Raw genomic sequence first — 15,967 nt, forward strand, 5'->3', positions numbered from 1 at the left:
TTTTTATTAGAGCTGTATTACTTAGTAGTTTTTATTATATCGTCATAGGCTTTAAATTTTTGGTTTGTTATGTAGTTTATCTGTTCTAAAATGCTGTCTAGTGATGCTTTGTTTTTAATGTAAACCGTTAGTCGGGTATTTAGTATCTCGTGTTCTTTAAGGTCTACTGTTACTCCATACTTATAGCGAAGCAATGTGAACACCTCTTCCAGTTTTACATCATTAAGCTCAATATCCTCTTTGTACCAGTCGGCTAAAATGGTTTGAGATACAAATTGCTTGGTCAGTTTGTTGTTGTTGTAAACAGCTTCCTCATTTGGCAGTAAGTCAACGCTCTCACCGGCCGATGATACATTTACCTTACCGGTAACCACGGTAACATTGCAGTTGTCTTTGCATAGTTTTATATGGAAAGAAGTGCCTAATACTTTGGTTTTAATGTCCCCTGATTTTATTATAAAAGGATGCGATGGGTCTTTAGCTACTTTAAAAAAGGCATTCCCTTGTATTAGGGTCACATTACGCTCGTCTCCCGTAAAATTTTCAGGATACGATAGTTGTGAGTTAGCAGCAAGGAATATGGTAGAGCCATCCCCAAGTTTAAGGGAGTCCATAGTACTTGTGGTTTGTATTGCCAGCATTTTTGCCTGTGGGTCGTTTTTCAGAAAGAAAAAAGTTCCGGCAGCGGCTACCACACAGGCAGCAGCTGTATATTTAAGGTAAGCAGGCCATAGCTTCCTTACTTTAGTTTCGCTGTTAATACTGTCACTTATTTTACCATAAATGGTATTGTTAACATCATCCTTGTTGCCCATAATAGTTTCGTCCCAGTTGTTGTTATGGGAATACTCATGCTGAACAAAGTTTTCTAACAATTGCTCTTCTTTTTGAGAAGCGGTCTTATCTGTACTTTTTTCGATAAGGTTTTCCAGATAATGTTTTACTTTTTTAATCATCATAGTCTAATTCGTCTATAAGTACCGCAGGGAGTAAATAGTACTATCATGAATTATTACGATATTGTTAAAGAAAAGTTAAGAGGAAGTATAACAGTAAAACCGTGGCAAAATCCATGTTTTTCATCTCGGCTCTAAGTTGCTTAAGGGCAGACGTTATTTGGTTTTTTACGGTTTGTTTGGATAGTTGTAGCCGGGCGGCAATCTGGTCTATATCCATTTCCTGAATTTTATACATAATCAGGATCTCTTTTCTTTTCTCAGGTAGTTTATCCAGTAATGAATAAAGCTTATCTAATAATTCCTCGTCTATTGAAGTAATATTTTCTATAAGGTAATTTTCAAATTTCTCTTCGGGTATGCTTTTATCAAAGCGGTTATTACGGTAGTGTTTAAATATTTGGTTTTTTGCTGCCCTAAAAAGATAATTCTCTACAGAATTGATTTCGAGGTCACTTCGCCTTTCCCAAAAATCAATAAAAATATCCTGTACGATATTTTGGGAAAGGTCGCGGTCCTGGGTTATCTTAAAAGAAAAAACATAGAGTTTCTCCCAGTATGCAGTGTATATTTTTTCAAACTCGGCAGTACTTTTCATTTGTTTTACAGAGGGGCTGTATAAAAATGCTAAATAAGAAAATGTAAATGCACTGTACTTTACTTGAAAGTTATATTTAAATTAATTTCTTACAGGGCTAATTTGCTGATACTGATATATAAAACGTTTTCGTAAAATTTTAATTTGTTTTTGTTTAAGTAACAAAGGCTTAATATGGCTTTTATACTTTGCGCCACATTACTTCACCATAATTATTTTCAAACATGAAATCGTTACTAAAACCAATTCTTTTTGGTATGCTTGCGGCTCCGCTCTTTAGTGCTACAGCGCAGGATAATAATACACCTATTAATAAAATACAGGTAATAGGATCACATAACAGTTATAAAATTGCTATCGAATCGAATTTACTGGAAGCCCTTGCAAAGCTGGATACCACAAACTCTGTATACGGATTGCAGTATGAACATATCGCTATAGAGAAACAGCTGGATATGGGATTAAGGAATCTTGAAATAGATATACATGCCGATAGTGAAGGAGGAAAATATGCACACCCTAAAGGGCTTGATTTTGTGCCTCCTGTTGCTCCTTATGATCCAGATGGGGTTATGACAAAACCCGGATTTAAGGTTTTTCATATTCCGGATATTGATTTCAGGTCACAATGCATGATTTTTGAAGACTGCCTTACTAAGCTAAGAAAATGGAGTGAGGCACACCCTGATCATGTGCCTGTATTTATAACCCTTGAGCCTAAAGACGGAGACATTACCCGTTTTGGTACACAGCCGGAAAAGTTTACAACAAAGCTTTTTAATGAGATGGATAGTGTACTGTTTAATGTATTGGGAAGGGATAAAATAATTACTCCTGATATGGTTAAAGGAAATTATGCCACACTGGAAGAGGCAGTACTACATAATAACTGGCCTAAACTAAAAGATGCCAGAGGTAAATTTCTTTTTATACTGGATAACAATGGTGATAAAAGGGATTTGTACATAAAAGGGCATCCGTCATTAAAAGGACGTGCTGTTTTTGTAAATGCCCAACCGGGCACACCTGAAGCAGCTTGGTTATTTAGAAATGAACCGGATACCGATACTGATATTAAAGACCTGGTTAAAAAAGGTTATATAATACGTACCAGGGCAGACGCCGGTACTACCGAAGCTCGTAACAATGATTACAGTCGTTTTGAAAAAGCCTGTAGTAGTGGTGCACAAATTATTACAACCGACTATTATTTACCAAGTAAACTATTCAAATCAACTTATCATATATCGTTTAAAAATAACACATTTGTGCGTTCAAATCCTGTGACAGGCAACACCAAGTAACATTTTTATCGTTTTATTTAAAGCAAGGCACTCCATTTTGGGGTGTCTTGTTTTTTTTTAGAAAAATGAATATTAAAGGCAAAAAATATATTTTTTATAAATGAAGCCTGCCTGAATTGACTTTTTTATAAAAATAGTCTGATTATTAATAATTTAATAATTTTAAAAACAACAATAGGTAATACAATTCTTATATTTGGAAATGTTAAAAAAAACATAAAATTTAAAAGAATAATCAAATTACCACAAATGAGACATTTAAAAAACATCGGTTACAAACGCCCCCAGCTACTAGTACTATGTTTTTTTCTTTGTATGCCTCTTTGGGCAAAAAACAATAATGACAATTGTACTAAGGCCGACTGTGATTCCATTATTCATAAGGGTATAAAGAATTCAGAAAGAGGTAATTATATCAAGGCCTTGGAATATTTTACCGTAGCACGGGAAATGGCTGTAAAAGAGAAATGGGATCAGGAAAATTACAGTATACTCTTTAATATGGGGTTCGCTTATTACTCTATGTTTGATGATGGTGAAGCCTTAAAATATTTTTTTGAAGCCTACAATATTGCCATAATGCAAAAATGGACTGTTAAGGAGCTGGAATGCCTTAACAATATAGCTAACCTTTATGCCCGGGAAAAAATGTATGACAAGGCTATTGAGTATTATACCAGATCTTCTGAAAAGGCGGTTGATGAAAATATTGAATCGCATATAGGTCTTCCATTAATGAATCTGGGGTATATTTATAATCGTTTGGATCAGCCTGAAAAGGCAAGACCTTACATACTGCAGAGTATAAAACTGCTTGAAAACGACTTTTTACTATCGGCAAAAGTACTTTTACTTGAAAACGATTTGCTTCTTGGCGATGTTCTTAAGGCGAGAAAGGGCGCATGGGATATGTATAATGAAGAGCCTAATGTAACCGAAAACGGACTCGAGATGTTTTTATGGATTATTATTTCCAGGACATATTTTAAAGAACATCAGTATGCTCAGGCTGTTTCTTATGCGCAAAGGGCACTTAATAGCGGTAGTGACCCTGAGTATAAAAAGATAATATTTAAACTAATGGCTGATATATATGAGAAAAGTGGATCATACCATAATGCACTTCGCTATAAGGACTCCATATTTGAAGCTGAAAGAAAACTTACGGAGCGTAAAAACGGAAGAATGTTTGAAAACAATCGCGTTAAGTTTGAAATTCAAAACTATAAAAACCAGCTTTATGCCAAAGAAGAAAAGCTATCTGCCGAAAGAAAGACCTTTTATGCTATTATTGTAATAATATGTGCTGTGGTTGTGATAATGATACTGGTTTTTAGACAAAAGAAGATTATTGCCGAGAGAAACCGTAATATTACCGAGCTTAATCTTGAAAAAGAGAAAAACCATAATCTTGAATTGGAACGTAAGGTTACCAAGGCATTATTAGAGCAGGAAAGACTTAATAATGAAATAGAGGCTAAAAACAGAAAAATATCGGCGAAGGCATTATACCTTTCCGACAGAAATGAGATAATTGAAGAGATTGTGACCTACCTTTCTAAAAGACCAAAGCTGGTTAAGGATCAAATCTTAGCTAACCATGTGAATTCACTTAAGGCATATTTGAGGGCAGATAAGGAATGGGATAATTTTATAAGGCATTTTGAAGAGGTTAATCAGGGCTTTTTATCGAGGCTCAAAGAGCAACATCCTGATTTAACGGTTAACGATATACGATTCATAGCTTATATATACATGAACCTAAGCGTTAAGGAAATCGCTACCATTTTAAATATAACCATAGTAGCTGCAAAGAAGCGAAAAGAACGCTTGGCAGCAAAAATGGAAATTTCAAAAGAAGTCGATATATATGCGTATATTTCAGGGGTTTAAAGTTTAAATGTCGCTTAAATTATCGCTTTTTGTCCCTTTTTTTGTAATATAATAATTGTTATCTGTAAAATAATACGACTGATTTTTGATTAATGTTGTGACAGTAAATGCCGGTGTAGCGGTATGCCTGTTTCAACAATATCCCTGAATTTTAAACAGCCTGGTTCAATAGCTATGGCAAATTAAAAATTAAGCTATATGAAAAAACTACTGCTTTTTACGAGTTTTCTACTTTTTTTATCACAAACTGCCTTTTCCCAATTTCAAAACGGACTATGGATAGGTAAGGAGGCAAACACATGGTGTTTACCTTATATTGGAATAACTTTTACCAGTGGGGAGCCTGTTGTTACCATGGACGGTATACAACTTTTTGAGGCTACTGAAGGTTTAACGGCTATTTCAGATGTTGATGGGGAACTTCTTTTTTACGCTGGGGGTAAAACAGTATGGAATAAAAATAACGTTGTTATGTTAAATGGTAGCGGACTCCTTTCCGGTGCCATCAGTTCTACACAAAGCGGTGTAGTGGTGAAAAAACCGGGGTCTGATAATATTTACTACCTGTTCAATATAGATGAAGGGGCTTCTTTCTCTCCGGGATTACTATACTCTGAAATTGATATGACACTTGATAATGGTTTGGGTGCGATTACAGAAAATAAAAATATTGTACTGGATGAAGATGCTAAGGTAGAAAAGATTACAGCAGTTCACCATGCCGATGGCGAGCAGGTATGGGTTATAACCCATAGGGCTATTAGCGATACTTATGTGGCCTATCTTGTTTCAGCCAATGGTGTTAGTACGACTCCGGTTATAAGCAATATAGGAACGTTTTACGAGGGGTTTCCATATCCTGATGCTGTGTTTTATGGTCCAGAAGGAATAGGGCACCTAAAAGCGTCGCCCGATGGTAGTAAGCTAGCCGCTGCATTATCTAATGGACCCAATAAAGGTGTAGATGTTTTTGATTTTAATAATGAAACAGGTGAAATAACCAATCATATGCATGTTGGTGATTTTACCCTAATGCCATATGGAGTAGAGTTTTCTCCTAACAGTAAATATCTGTATGTGTGTAATTCTCTAGGTTTTGCACTAGCTAATGAGGTTTACCAATTTGATGTTACCAGTACAACTAATGATGATTTAATAGCTTCAAAAGAAGTCATTTCAACAGTTTCACTTGATAGTGTAATAGGGAACGGTGCCATGCAGCTGGGACCAGATGGAAAAATCTATATAAATAATCTTTTTCAAAATTCACTAAATGTAATTAATTGCCCTAACAATCAGGGAAGTGCCTGTATGTTTCAGTACAATCAGGTACCTCTTAGTTTTGCAGGGGGGGTAGGGTTGCCTTCGTTTGTACAGAGTTATTTTGAGTCGGGTATTATCGCTAATCAAATCTGTCCGGATGATGCGGTAACTTTTACACTATTACGTATACCCGAAGTTGATAGTGTAACGTGGGACTTTGGTGACCCTGATAGTGGTAATGATAATGCATCTACAGATATAGACGGAGTGCATTTGTTCAGTGCGCCGGGAACCTATACAGTTACAGCTGTGGTTACAAGTAATGGAGTCATACAAACCGCAGCAGTGGAAATAGTTATTGAAGCTCCCGAAGATGGTTTTACAGCACCGGCTGATATTACTGTTTGTAGTGACACTGCGGAGGCAGAGTTTGATTTAACACAACAGGGGGAGCAAGCTTTAAACGGACTTAATCCTGATGAGTACACAATTACCTATTATACATCGCAGGAAGATGCCCAGTTGCAGGAAAATGAAATAACAACACCTAATGCTTATACAACAATAGAGCAAACAATTTATATGGGAGTGCTTAACAACGAGAACAGTTGCTACGCCATACTATCTTTTGAATTAATTGTTAGTTCTTTTCCTCAGGTAAACGAATTGCCCGAAATCACTTTGTGTGATGACAGTATTGAAGACGGTTATACCATTTTTGATCTTACTGAAAACGAGAATTTATTAACAGAAGGGCAGGAGAATATTACAGTAGCATACTTTATTTCTCAAGAGGATGCTGAAGAAGAGAGTAACGAAATAGTAAACCCTACCGAATATGAAAATATAAGTAACCCACAAACAATTTATGTAAGGGTTGGTAACGCATCGTGTAGTGATGTAACGACTTATAATATTCTTGTTTTTGAATACCCTCTGGTGGAGCGGGAGTTTGATGTAGCTGGTTGTTCTCCTTTTAATCTCCCAGAGGTAATTTTACCAGAAGGTATTACTATACAAGGGTATTATGAAACTGAAACAGATGCAGAACTATCACAAAATGCCTTTACAACGCCAAATTCTTATGTTGTTGAAGGTGATAAGCAAACAATATATGTGAGAGGGGAAGCTGCTAATGGTTGTGCAATTATCTTTTACCTGAACATTTATAATGATAATTGCTTTATACCACGAGGCATATCGCCAAACGGAGATAATAAGAATGATGAGTTTGATCTTTCGGGGTTTGATGTTGACAGCCTTAGCATTTTTAACCGATATGGGCAGGAAGTGTACTCCATGAATAACTATACTAATGAATGGTACGGACAAAACAAAAACGGGAGTGAATTACCAACCGGTACTTACTATTATGCCATAAAAATGAATGATGGGTATACCAAAACAGGATGGGTATACATTAACCGTCAGGAAAACTAAATAAGCTATGGTCCAGCAAAGTATAGAATGTAAAACAAACAGATTAATTAATCATTTAATACCAAAACTGCCTATGATGTAGAAACAAAAGTTTTAATTAATTAGTAATTATGTTAGCGTAAACTCTGTATTAGTCCAATACAGGGTTTACTTTATAAGGAGAGCAAAAAATAAAAGCGACTATAAAGCCGCTTTTGGAGTTCTATGTATTAATGCTCTAAAGCATGTTTAGCCTTTTCATAAGTTCGGGTCTGTTGGCACGGCTTACCGGTACCACATCTTTACCAATTAGCACACTGTTATCCTCTATATCAATGATTTTCTTGGTGTTGATGATATAAGTACGATGTACTTTAAGGAATAATGATGAAGGAAGCTTTTCCTCAATTTTTTTTAAGGTAGAGTGTACTGTATAGTTTTTGGTTTCGGTTTTTATCTGGATATAATCACCTTTAGCCTCAACAATATTAATGGTAGGGATATCTATTTTAATAAGCCTTCTGTCAATATTTACGTAAAATTCATTTGCGGTGTCAGCTGGTTGTTTTTCATCAACAGGAACTGAAACGACAGCTTTGGCAGGAACTTCATCTCTTTTGGCTTTTGCTTTTTTAACCGCTTTAAGGAAACGTTCTTCTGTAATTGGTTTAACCAGATAATCCACAATACAATCATACTCAAATGCCTCAATAGCAAAGTTCTTGTCTGATGTAACCAATATAACAGCAGGAGGATTTTTAATGGTTTTAATAAAGTCAAACCCTGTAAAATCAGGCATGTGGATATCAAGAAAAATAAGGTCGGTTTTAATCTCTTCCTCATTTAAAAACTTCATAGCCTGAATGGCACTGCTAAATTCTCCGGTTACGTTAAGTTCCGGATCTTTTGTCGCCATTTGCGAGATTATGGTTCTTGCTAATGTTTCGTCGTCAATGATAATGCTGTTCATATATGTCCCCCTGTTTATTGAATACCGTCAATATAATTTTGCATACTGGCTAAAATAGCTTCAAAATCAGCCTGTAAATCCAGCGAATTATTCTTCAGGTTTTTTTCAAACTCTTCAGCAATATAATAACTTTTTTCCATTCCCATAACACTAATTTTGTGTTTGAGCTTGTGAACACTACCTGCAGTAGCAGTATAGTTATTCGCACTTAAATAACTCTTGTAAGTGTCAATCTCTGTAGGGAGTTCACTTTTAATGGTGTCTATTAGTTTTTGCCTGAAAGGGGCATCGTCTCCGGCTAGTTGGTCTATGTAGTTTAAATTAGGCTGTTCCATGATATTTAGGTATGGTGAAATAAAAAGAAGTGCCTTCGTTTTCGACACTTTCCAGCCAAACCTTACCACCGTAGTACATTACTATCTTTTTCACTATAGATAAGCCAATACCAGATGATGGGTTTTCGCTGTCTAGCTTAGTAAAGATATTGAATATTTTTTCAAAATAAGCCTCTGCAATGCCTTTTCCGTTGTCTTTTATGCAAAACTCTATATCGTATTTCTTTTCTTTCGAGCTTATTTCTATACAGCCTTTCTCTTTATCGTTGTATTTAATAGCATTTTCAATAAGGTTTTGAAACAGCTGTTTGAATTTGAAATTATTACCCTGTATTTTAGGAAGTGTATTGTGTATTTTTATTTCAATGTTTTTAGGTACAGCTACGGTTCTTAACAGTTCATCCAACAGTAAATTAAAATCAACCATTTTATCGTCCGTCTTTACTTTATCTATAGACGAGTAGTCAAGAATTCCCTGTATAAGTAAGTCCATTTTCTCTACATTAAACTGCATAAGGTCCAGTGATTTTAGACCTTCTTCACCAACCTTTTCGGCATTATCATCCTTAAACCACTCAATAAGGGTACTGATGTTTCTAAGCGGAGCCTTAAGGTCGTGAGAAACCATGTGGGCATACTCATTTAATGCCTGATTTTGTGCTTCCAGATTATGAAGGAGTTGTTCTCTTTGCTCGTTTATTTTTATAATTTGTATGGATTGCTGCTTGATATAATCTGAAGGATCATAATTATTATCTCCCGTTTTATCTGTAGCCTCCGTGTCATTGTCCATATTCATGGAACTTAAAATAAACTCCAGGTTACTGTTAATCTCCTTTAGGCTGTCTGCCTCACGTCTTAATCTCTGGTTAGCTTCAAAAAGCTCTTCAGAGCTTATGCGCATGGCGCGTTGCAGCATTGAGATCTGATCCTCATAATTTATATAAGATTCCTGTACAGCCATTAAAAAGGCATCAATACCCTCAGGAATGTTAGGTCCTATGTGTTTGGCTATCTGTCTTTTTATCAGGGAGTTTTTCATTCGCTAATTAATGTTAAGGTCATTGTTTGGTTATGTAATTCGCAGGATGTGGTATTTACAAAGGGAGCCATTTCCCCATACGAGTAAAATCCTGTTATAGTGGTAGTATCACCAATCATTTCTTTAACTTGTTCAATTTCTTCCTCTACACGTTGGTTCATTACAAGCTTACGGCCTACACAACTAACTAATAATGCAAGTTGTGGCATGCTTTTACGGTTGTGCATGGCATAAAGGGCTGCTTTATTAGCCCCTTCGGCTATTGCATCTACAGTAGCCATCATAAGCTGTACTTGAGACTGCTCAGGGGCGTCTCCGGCGAGTATCATTGACTGTTTATTTGTATCTATGTTTAATATAGTTCTTACCACGGGGTTTTCCTTACCCGGTATAGTAACATTAAGCGGGTAGAGTAGTGAGGTTTGAGGTAATTGTACAGCCTTATCTCCTAAATATTTTTTATATAAATCGAGAGCTGGCTGCCCATCTATTTCATATAACTCGTTTCCGTTTGATTTTGTAATGAGTCTTACCGGTCCAAAGGGCTGCCAGCCGCCTACACTGGCAAAGCTAATATCAAGTGTATCTCCATAAAATCCCATTAGTATTACTTCGCCTTCCTTAGGGTTTTCCTTATAAGAAGCCAGTGTTTTTTCAAATCGGGCATCGTCGCCACACATCCCTCCGGTTATACAAACCTTTTTATAAAGATCATCTTCCAGTCCGGCTATTAGTGAACTACCGTTTACGAAACTCCCCTCACTAAGTACAAAAAGATGCTTCAGGTTATCTTTAGGCATTTCATCATAAAGTATCTTACCCAGTTGGGCAGCATCTTTATTATAGTCCAGTATATTGGCCCTTCTAATTTCAAAGTTACTTTTTTCAAACTCAATAGCAGTAACCGTTACCGATTTGTCCAAAACATTAGTGCCTGCAATCTCTCCTGATGTAGAGCCAAAAACGAGGTGTTCATATGGAAATTCGGTTCTGATGTCTTTTATTACTTCGTCGTTTTCCAGTAAATACCTGTCACCAAAAACCAGTACCAACGGATTTTTAAGTATACTCTTCTCGGAAAGGTACTTCCACTTTCCGTTTTCCTTTTTGTATGCCTGTACTGTTTTCATGATACTTACTTGTAAAGTTTAATATAAAAAATGGTGCCTGAGCCTAATTCACTCTCAATCCAGATTTTACCGCCATAGTTGTCTACAATCTTTTTTACTATAGATAGTCCCAAGCCGGTAGATTTTTCACTTTTGCTAAACGACTGAAATATTTTGAATATTTTTTCCTGATTCTCTTTTGCAATACCGGGGCCATTATCGCTTACAGAGAATATAAAACAGTCTTTGGCTTCCTCTACGCTTATAGTAACAAGTCCTTCTTCCTTGTCTATATAGTTAACAGCATTACTTATAAGATTTTGGAACAGCTGTTGTATTCTAAACCTGTCGGCTTTGAGTACCGGCAATGTATTTTTTATTTCTACCTTTATATGTTGTGGTATATGTATTATGCTTATAATGTTGCTTACTACTTCCTGAATATTTACATTCTCCTTTGCAATATCGGTTTTATCGATTTTAGAATAGGTAAGTACCCCCTGAATAAGGTGATCCATTTTTTCCAGTTTGTCCTCAATCATGTTAAGATATTGGGTAGTTTGCTCTGTAAGTCCGCCCTCATTATCTTCTTTAATCCATGCAACAAGTGAGTTTATGCTTCGTAATGGCGACTTAAGGTCGTGCGACACAATTTGGGCATAATCTTCCAGCTCTTTATTGCTTTTGGCAAGGCTTTTAAGCAGAACTTCTTTTTGGCTTTCCAAAAGTTTTTTGTTGGTTATATCTTCCTCTATTGCAAAAAAACGAACAATTTCTCCCCAATTGTTGTAAAGAGCCTGTCCCTGTATTTTTACCCAATATTTTTTATTTGATTTGGAATAGTTTATTATTTCGCAGTTAAAAGGTTCTCCTTTTTTTATCTGGTTACTTAAATAAGCTACTGTTTCGGGGTTGCTATCTGGTCCCTGTAATAATATGCCGGGCTTTTGTCCTATAAGTTCCTCTCTGCTATAGCCGGACATTTGTTCAAAACTGGAGTTTACCCATTCTATTTGCCCTTCCTTATCACATATTACAACCGAGTTAATATTTTTTTCGGCAATTAGCGAAAGTAATACCAGTTGCTCTTCTTTTTCCTTTACCTCGGTCATGTCTTCAATCATAGCGAAATACTGAAGCACATTCCCTTTATCATCATAAATAGGTTGGCCTTTTGTTCTTGTCCAGAAATAACTACCATCTTTACGACCATGTGTTATCTCTACATCAAATGATTCACCTGTGTAAAAAAGGTTTATCATTTTTTGCAGTGCATCCCTGTCGGTCGACTCGGTAAGTCCTACTTCAATAGGGGTACGGCCCACAATTTCTTCACGGCTGTAACCGGTAAGTTTTAAATAGGCATCATTACACCAAAATATCTGTGCATTAGGATGGGTAAAAACAATGGCATTTTCGTTTGCACTTGCCACTACCGATAGCTTATTTAGCTCTTCACGGTCAGTTTTAAGAGCATTTTTCTGTTCATTGTTTATACGTAAAAGCTCTTTGAGTTCCTGAGTGGTGGCTTCCTGAGTTTTTAGTATTTGTAATAAGTCGAGTAGGGGGTCATGGTTGGCAAAGTCAAAAATGGAAAGTTTCCTGGTTTTAACTTCCTCAACAGACATTAACCAAGGCGAACCCACAAACAGGAAATTATTTTCCAGAGGTTCAAATTGCCCGCGTAGTATGAGTTCTGATTGTTTTTTACTTTCCAGAATTACTAACTGGCTCAGGTTGTCTACAAGTATTTCCTGTGATATGTTTTCTGAATGTGGCCTTACGAGAGAGAAGTAATCAGGGAAGTATCCCCCTTTTTTAAGTGTACCGTCTACTTTCTGTATACTGTTCCCTAACGATTCAACCTCAAGATTTTCGTTGAGTAGAATGTAAAAGGGAAATATCCGATTAAAACTTTCGGAATTAAAATTAAACGTATGGCTTTTGTTCATAATTACCAATTGATTTTGAAAACTTCCTGAGGACGGCTTTCATTTGGGGACTCAACGGTTTCTACGAATACTGTTTCATTAAAAATTTTAACCAAACCATCTATATAACCTATCAACAAATCCTTCATTCCGCTTCTATCAGAAGTGTAATGCAGGTGTAAACTGTTTGGGGCTACATTACTAATTCTAAATTCAGGCGGTGTTAATTCGGGATAAATCAACATGATCCTGTTATGAAAGTTAGGTAAATTTACTAAATAATCTTTGAGGTTTTCACCCCTGGACTCCATCAGGAATTTATATTTATCAGAAAGTGTAAGAGAAATGTGTTCTCCAAAATTTCTAAGTATATTGTTTATAGGGATTTGGGTATGGTTTGATACAGCTTTTGCTGTGGATAAAATTAATTCTTCGTTATATGGCTGTTCGGCATCTAAAAAAGTTGGTTTCAGTGCACACTCCCTTTTCACTTCTGACCAAAGTGGCTCACCAAATGTAGAAACTACATAATCTTTTATTGCGTTGTTAACAAAGCCATACATACATTTGTTATTGCGAAATTAATTCGTTTACGCTCCAATATTCAATCAGTTTTTTAACGCGGTCTACATAATCCTCATACTTGAGAGGTTTTAGCAAATAACCTGCAATACCAATTTTATAGCATTCCATTACATCCCTATGATTATTTGAGGTGGTAAGCACAATAGAAGGGATGTACTTAAGTACTTCATCTTTTTTAAGGATGCCTAAAAATTCAATTCCGTTAATTTTAGGCATATTAAGATCAAGGATAATAATATCCGGGATGATTTCTCTATCCTTAAGTATAGACAATGCTTCTTCTCCGTTATTAGCTTCAACTATCTTATGGTTAAGATGCAGAGTTTTTAAAACCCTGTTAAACTTCATAACTTCTATAGCATCGTCTTCAATTAATAATATATTAAGTGCTCTCGCCATTTTTTAATTTGGAATCTGGAATGTATACAATTTTTAGCAAGTACAAAATTACGGGACTCCGTAACTGTATATTTTTCTTTTCGATAACCGATGTTTAATGTTCGGTGAATGGTAGTTGTGAAGCGACGAATGGTAATTGAAGGGCTATAAGCGGTTTCTTACAATGAGAAACAAATGGTGAAGATTTAAGTTTTTGTTTTTCAGTTTTTTACATGTTTTTTTATTGGGTTTTTGGCATGTTATTTTAAACCATTCGTCTATACTTATATGTCATTCGTCGAAATAGCTTCATCGACTTTAGATAAGTGTTGATATTTGCTTTGAAGATAAGAGGTTAACTATTAGCTTTTTATCTGATAGTTTTTAGGTTAAGAATTTATACCATAGTGCTATAAATTGAATATTCGGTTAAAGAATACTGGTGTGTAAAAGGAGCTTCTAAAGAGGCTCCTTTTTTTATGACTTAGGATAACTGACTTTCAGTTACGGTTAGCCTCTTTATAAGGTGCATTTTATCTATAGTAATTTACCGATAGTCGAAATATGACATTAACTTTTTTTACATCTCCCGACATTTGTTGTGTAATTGATAAACAAATAGAACTATAGTCATACTTATATGTCCCCAAAAATATTTATGATGGTTAAATAGTCTGTAATAAAGAGATAAACAGTTAGGATACACAATTAACTTAATGTTTATTTTCAGGTAGCCTCCTTAGGGAGGCTTTTTTATGCTGTAATTTTAGGTTTAAAGAGGCTCAATCAATTCATCGGGTAAATTAAAACCATTCATCTACAGTAAAATTCCGTTCATCGAAGAAGTCCCGTTTAGCTTATCAAATTATTACATCTTTGCAGTATAATTATAGCAATAAGCAAAACAAGGTTATCGTATTTGTGCCCCCAAAAAATGATTATGATAATTTTATTTAGGTGAAGGATATAATGATTGGAATGCAATTGATTAATGCTAAGAAAGCCTCCGTACGGAGGCTTTCTTGTTTTTATACAGTTTGAAACTAACAGAGATTTTGGGATAAGAAACTGATTAACGGAATAAGATGTTCCATTCGTCTACAGTTAAAGTCTGTTAATCGAAAAACGGGTTAAAAAGTTTTAAATCCGGCGGATATTTGCAGTGTAATTAATGACAAATTAATAACAGAGATATCGAAAATTATTGCCCCCCAATGATAACCGATACCCCAAAAATACCGTAAATGCTATTTTTTTAAACAGAAAAAAACAGAATAGATTATCTGACTAAGCCCCCAGGAGGATAACAATGTTTTTACTTAGGAAAAAGATGTAATGATTGGAATGTAAATTGGTTAATGCTCAGAAAAGCCTCCCTTGCGAAGGCTTTTTTGTTATTATAGAGGATGGTATTTGCCGAAGGATGAAGCAAAACTTAACATATTAGCGGATGATATAAACCCGTTCGTCTACAGTTAAGGCTCGTTAATCGAAAAGTAGACATAAAAGTTTGAAACTTGACGGACATTTGTAATGTAATTAGCACCGAAGCCGGAAATAAGTGAATCGAAAATTATTGCCCCCAATGATAACCGATACCCCAAAAATACCGTAAATGCTTTTTAAAAGGTTAAGGTGATAGTGCAAACAGAGATAAGTGTAATAAAGTTTATTAATGCTAAGGAGATTATGAAAGTATTAATTGTTGATAACGAAAGGCATATATTAATGTCAATTGGCAGATGCCTTAGCGACTTAGGTTATGATATAGAATGCTGTGATAACGCTACAGATGCAAAACAGAGCTATGAGGCTTTTAGGCCTGATTTACTTATAGCAGATATTAGCCTGCCTGTAGCATATGCTGTGATGCCTTTTATAAACAAAGGCAGAGGTAATACAGCAGGACTGGAGCTTTTAAGATACATAAGACTTATTAAAAAGGAGTCTACACCGGTTATGGTTGTTTCATGTCATAGTGATGAAGGTGTGTTTAATAAGAGTTTTGAATTAGGTGTTAATGATTATGCTAAAATGCCACTTAGCATATCTGAAATAGAGGCAAGGGTTAAAAGACTTACAGGAAGTATGAGACTTTGTCTTAATTAAAAATAAAGATACTTCATAAATACCTACAAATAGGTTTATGATAGTTTTATGGTTGGTTTGGTTGAGTAACACCCG

At 35.5% G+C, this 15,967-nt stretch carries 13 protein-coding genes; 4 read left to right on the forward strand and 9 right to left on the reverse strand.

The annotated features are described in order from the left end of the window. Positions 1–17: 17 nt before the first annotated feature. Both ABS768_RS15655 and ABS768_RS15660 read right to left on the reverse strand, forming a co-directional pair. The gene (locus tag ABS768_RS15655) at positions 18–959 is read right to left on the reverse strand and encodes a FecR family protein (protein ID WP_408075890.1); all 942 of its coding nucleotides are present in this window, start codon (positions 957–959) and stop codon (positions 18–20) included. 64 nt (positions 960–1,023) lie between these two features. Beyond that, positions 1,024–1,554: an RNA polymerase sigma factor gene (locus ABS768_RS15660; protein ID WP_408075891.1), complete on the reverse strand. Its 531-nt coding sequence runs from the start codon at positions 1,552–1,554 to the stop codon at positions 1,024–1,026. A 224-nt stretch (positions 1,555–1,778) separates the two neighbouring features. On the opposite strand from ABS768_RS15660, the gene ABS768_RS15665 reads away from it, so the two are divergent. From ABS768_RS15665 to ABS768_RS15675, 3 genes are all read left to right on the forward strand, one after another. Further along, positions 1,779–2,858 carry a phosphatidylinositol-specific phospholipase C1-like protein gene (locus ABS768_RS15665; protein WP_408075892.1) on the forward strand — a complete coding sequence of 360 codons (1,080 nt, stop codon included), beginning with the start codon at positions 1,779–1,781 and terminating at the stop codon, positions 2,856–2,858. A gap of 249 nt (positions 2,859–3,107) precedes the next feature. Then, positions 3,108–4,751 carry a tetratricopeptide repeat protein gene (locus ABS768_RS15670; RefSeq protein WP_408075893.1) on the forward strand — a complete coding sequence of 548 codons (1,644 nt, stop codon included), beginning with the start codon at positions 3,108–3,110 and terminating at the stop codon, positions 4,749–4,751. A gap of 198 nt (positions 4,752–4,949) precedes the next feature. Beyond that, positions 4,950–7,454 (forward strand): T9SS type B sorting domain-containing protein, encoded by a 2,505-nt coding sequence (locus ABS768_RS15675; RefSeq protein WP_408075894.1) that lies wholly within the window; start codon positions 4,950–4,952, stop codon positions 7,452–7,454. 217 nt (positions 7,455–7,671) lie between these two features. Here the strand turns inward: ABS768_RS15675 and ABS768_RS15680 are convergent, their stop codons facing one another. From ABS768_RS15680 to ABS768_RS15710, 7 genes are read right to left on the reverse strand one after another with little or no spacing between them, the layout of a single operon-like run. Next, a complete protein-coding gene (locus ABS768_RS15680; protein ID WP_408075895.1) occupies positions 7,672–8,403 on the reverse strand; it encodes a LytR/AlgR family response regulator transcription factor in 732 nt (243 codons plus the stop codon). A 14-nt stretch (positions 8,404–8,417) separates the two neighbouring features. After that, positions 8,418–8,738, reverse strand: coding sequence for an Hpt domain-containing protein (locus ABS768_RS15685; RefSeq protein WP_408075896.1), 321 nt, complete (start codon positions 8,736–8,738; stop codon positions 8,418–8,420). Continuing rightward, the gene (locus tag ABS768_RS15690; RefSeq protein ID WP_408075897.1) at positions 8,725–9,780 is read right to left on the reverse strand and encodes a sensor histidine kinase; all 1,056 of its coding nucleotides are present in this window, start codon (positions 9,778–9,780) and stop codon (positions 8,725–8,727) included. The genes ABS768_RS15685 and ABS768_RS15690 overlap by 14 nt, the downstream gene beginning before the upstream one ends. Then, complete coding sequence (locus ABS768_RS15695; RefSeq protein WP_408075898.1) at positions 9,777–10,910, reverse strand: FIST signal transduction protein; 1,134 nt, start codon at positions 10,908–10,910, stop codon at positions 9,777–9,779. Before ABS768_RS15695 ends, ABS768_RS15690 begins: the two co-directional genes overlap by 4 nt. 5 nt (positions 10,911–10,915) lie before the next feature. Next, positions 10,916–12,841 carry a PAS domain S-box protein gene (locus tag ABS768_RS15700; protein WP_408075899.1) on the reverse strand — a complete coding sequence of 642 codons (1,926 nt, stop codon included), beginning with the start codon at positions 12,839–12,841 and terminating at the stop codon, positions 10,916–10,918. Positions 12,842–12,843: 2 nt separating this feature from the next. Beyond that, the gene (locus ABS768_RS15705) at positions 12,844–13,383 is read right to left on the reverse strand and encodes a heme NO-binding domain-containing protein (RefSeq protein ID WP_408075900.1); all 540 of its coding nucleotides are present in this window, start codon (positions 13,381–13,383) and stop codon (positions 12,844–12,846) included. A 7-nt stretch (positions 13,384–13,390) separates the two neighbouring features. Further along, on the reverse strand, positions 13,391–13,804 hold the full coding sequence (locus ABS768_RS15710; RefSeq protein WP_330444275.1) for a response regulator: 414 nt from the start codon (positions 13,802–13,804) through the stop codon (positions 13,391–13,393). Positions 13,805–15,472: 1,668 nt separating this feature from the next. Here ABS768_RS15710 and ABS768_RS15715 point away from each other — a divergent pair. Further along, entirely contained in the window at positions 15,473–15,892 is a 420-nt protein-coding gene (locus tag ABS768_RS15715) for a response regulator (protein ID WP_408075901.1), read from the forward strand. Positions 15,893–15,967: the final 75 nt, after the last annotated feature.

The sequence above is a fragment of the Flavobacterium rhizophilum genome (assembly GCF_046000485.1).
GTDB lineage: Bacteria > Bacteroidota > Bacteroidia > Flavobacteriales > Flavobacteriaceae > Flavobacterium > Flavobacterium rhizophilum.

What these genes read in the sequence shown, in the direction of transcription:
- ABS768_RS15655 (WP_408075890.1), bottom strand. Translation starts at nt 959, where the DNA reads ATGATGATTAAAAAAGTAAAACATTATCTGGAAAACCTTATCGAAAAA.
- ABS768_RS15660 (WP_408075891.1), bottom strand. Translation starts at nt 1,554, where the DNA reads ATGAAAAGTACTGCCGAGTTTGAAAAAATATACACTGCATACTGGGAG.
- ABS768_RS15665 (WP_408075892.1), top strand. Translation starts at nt 1,779, where the DNA reads ATGAAATCGTTACTAAAACCAATTCTTTTTGGTATGCTTGCGGCTCCG.
- ABS768_RS15670 (WP_408075893.1), top strand. Translation starts at nt 3,108, where the DNA reads ATGAGACATTTAAAAAACATCGGTTACAAACGCCCCCAGCTACTAGTA.
- ABS768_RS15675 (WP_408075894.1), top strand. Translation starts at nt 4,950, where the DNA reads ATGAAAAAACTACTGCTTTTTACGAGTTTTCTACTTTTTTTATCACAA.
- ABS768_RS15680 (WP_408075895.1), bottom strand. Translation starts at nt 8,403, where the DNA reads ATGAACAGCATTATCATTGACGACGAAACATTAGCAAGAACCATAATC.
- ABS768_RS15685 (WP_408075896.1), bottom strand. Translation starts at nt 8,738, where the DNA reads ATGGAACAGCCTAATTTAAACTACATAGACCAACTAGCCGGAGACGAT.
- ABS768_RS15690 (WP_408075897.1), bottom strand. Translation starts at nt 9,780, where the DNA reads ATGAAAAACTCCCTGATAAAAAGACAGATAGCCAAACACATAGGACCT.
- ABS768_RS15695 (WP_408075898.1), bottom strand. Translation starts at nt 10,910, where the DNA reads ATGAAAACAGTACAGGCATACAAAAAGGAAAACGGAAAGTGGAAGTAC.
- ABS768_RS15700 (WP_408075899.1), bottom strand. Translation starts at nt 12,841, where the DNA reads ATGAACAAAAGCCATACGTTTAATTTTAATTCCGAAAGTTTTAATCGG.
- ABS768_RS15705 (WP_408075900.1), bottom strand. Translation starts at nt 13,383, where the DNA reads ATGTATGGCTTTGTTAACAACGCAATAAAAGATTATGTAGTTTCTACA.
- ABS768_RS15710 (WP_330444275.1), bottom strand. Translation starts at nt 13,804, where the DNA reads ATGGCGAGAGCACTTAATATATTATTAATTGAAGACGATGCTATAGAA.
- ABS768_RS15715 (WP_408075901.1), top strand. Translation starts at nt 15,473, where the DNA reads ATGAAAGTATTAATTGTTGATAACGAAAGGCATATATTAATGTCAATT.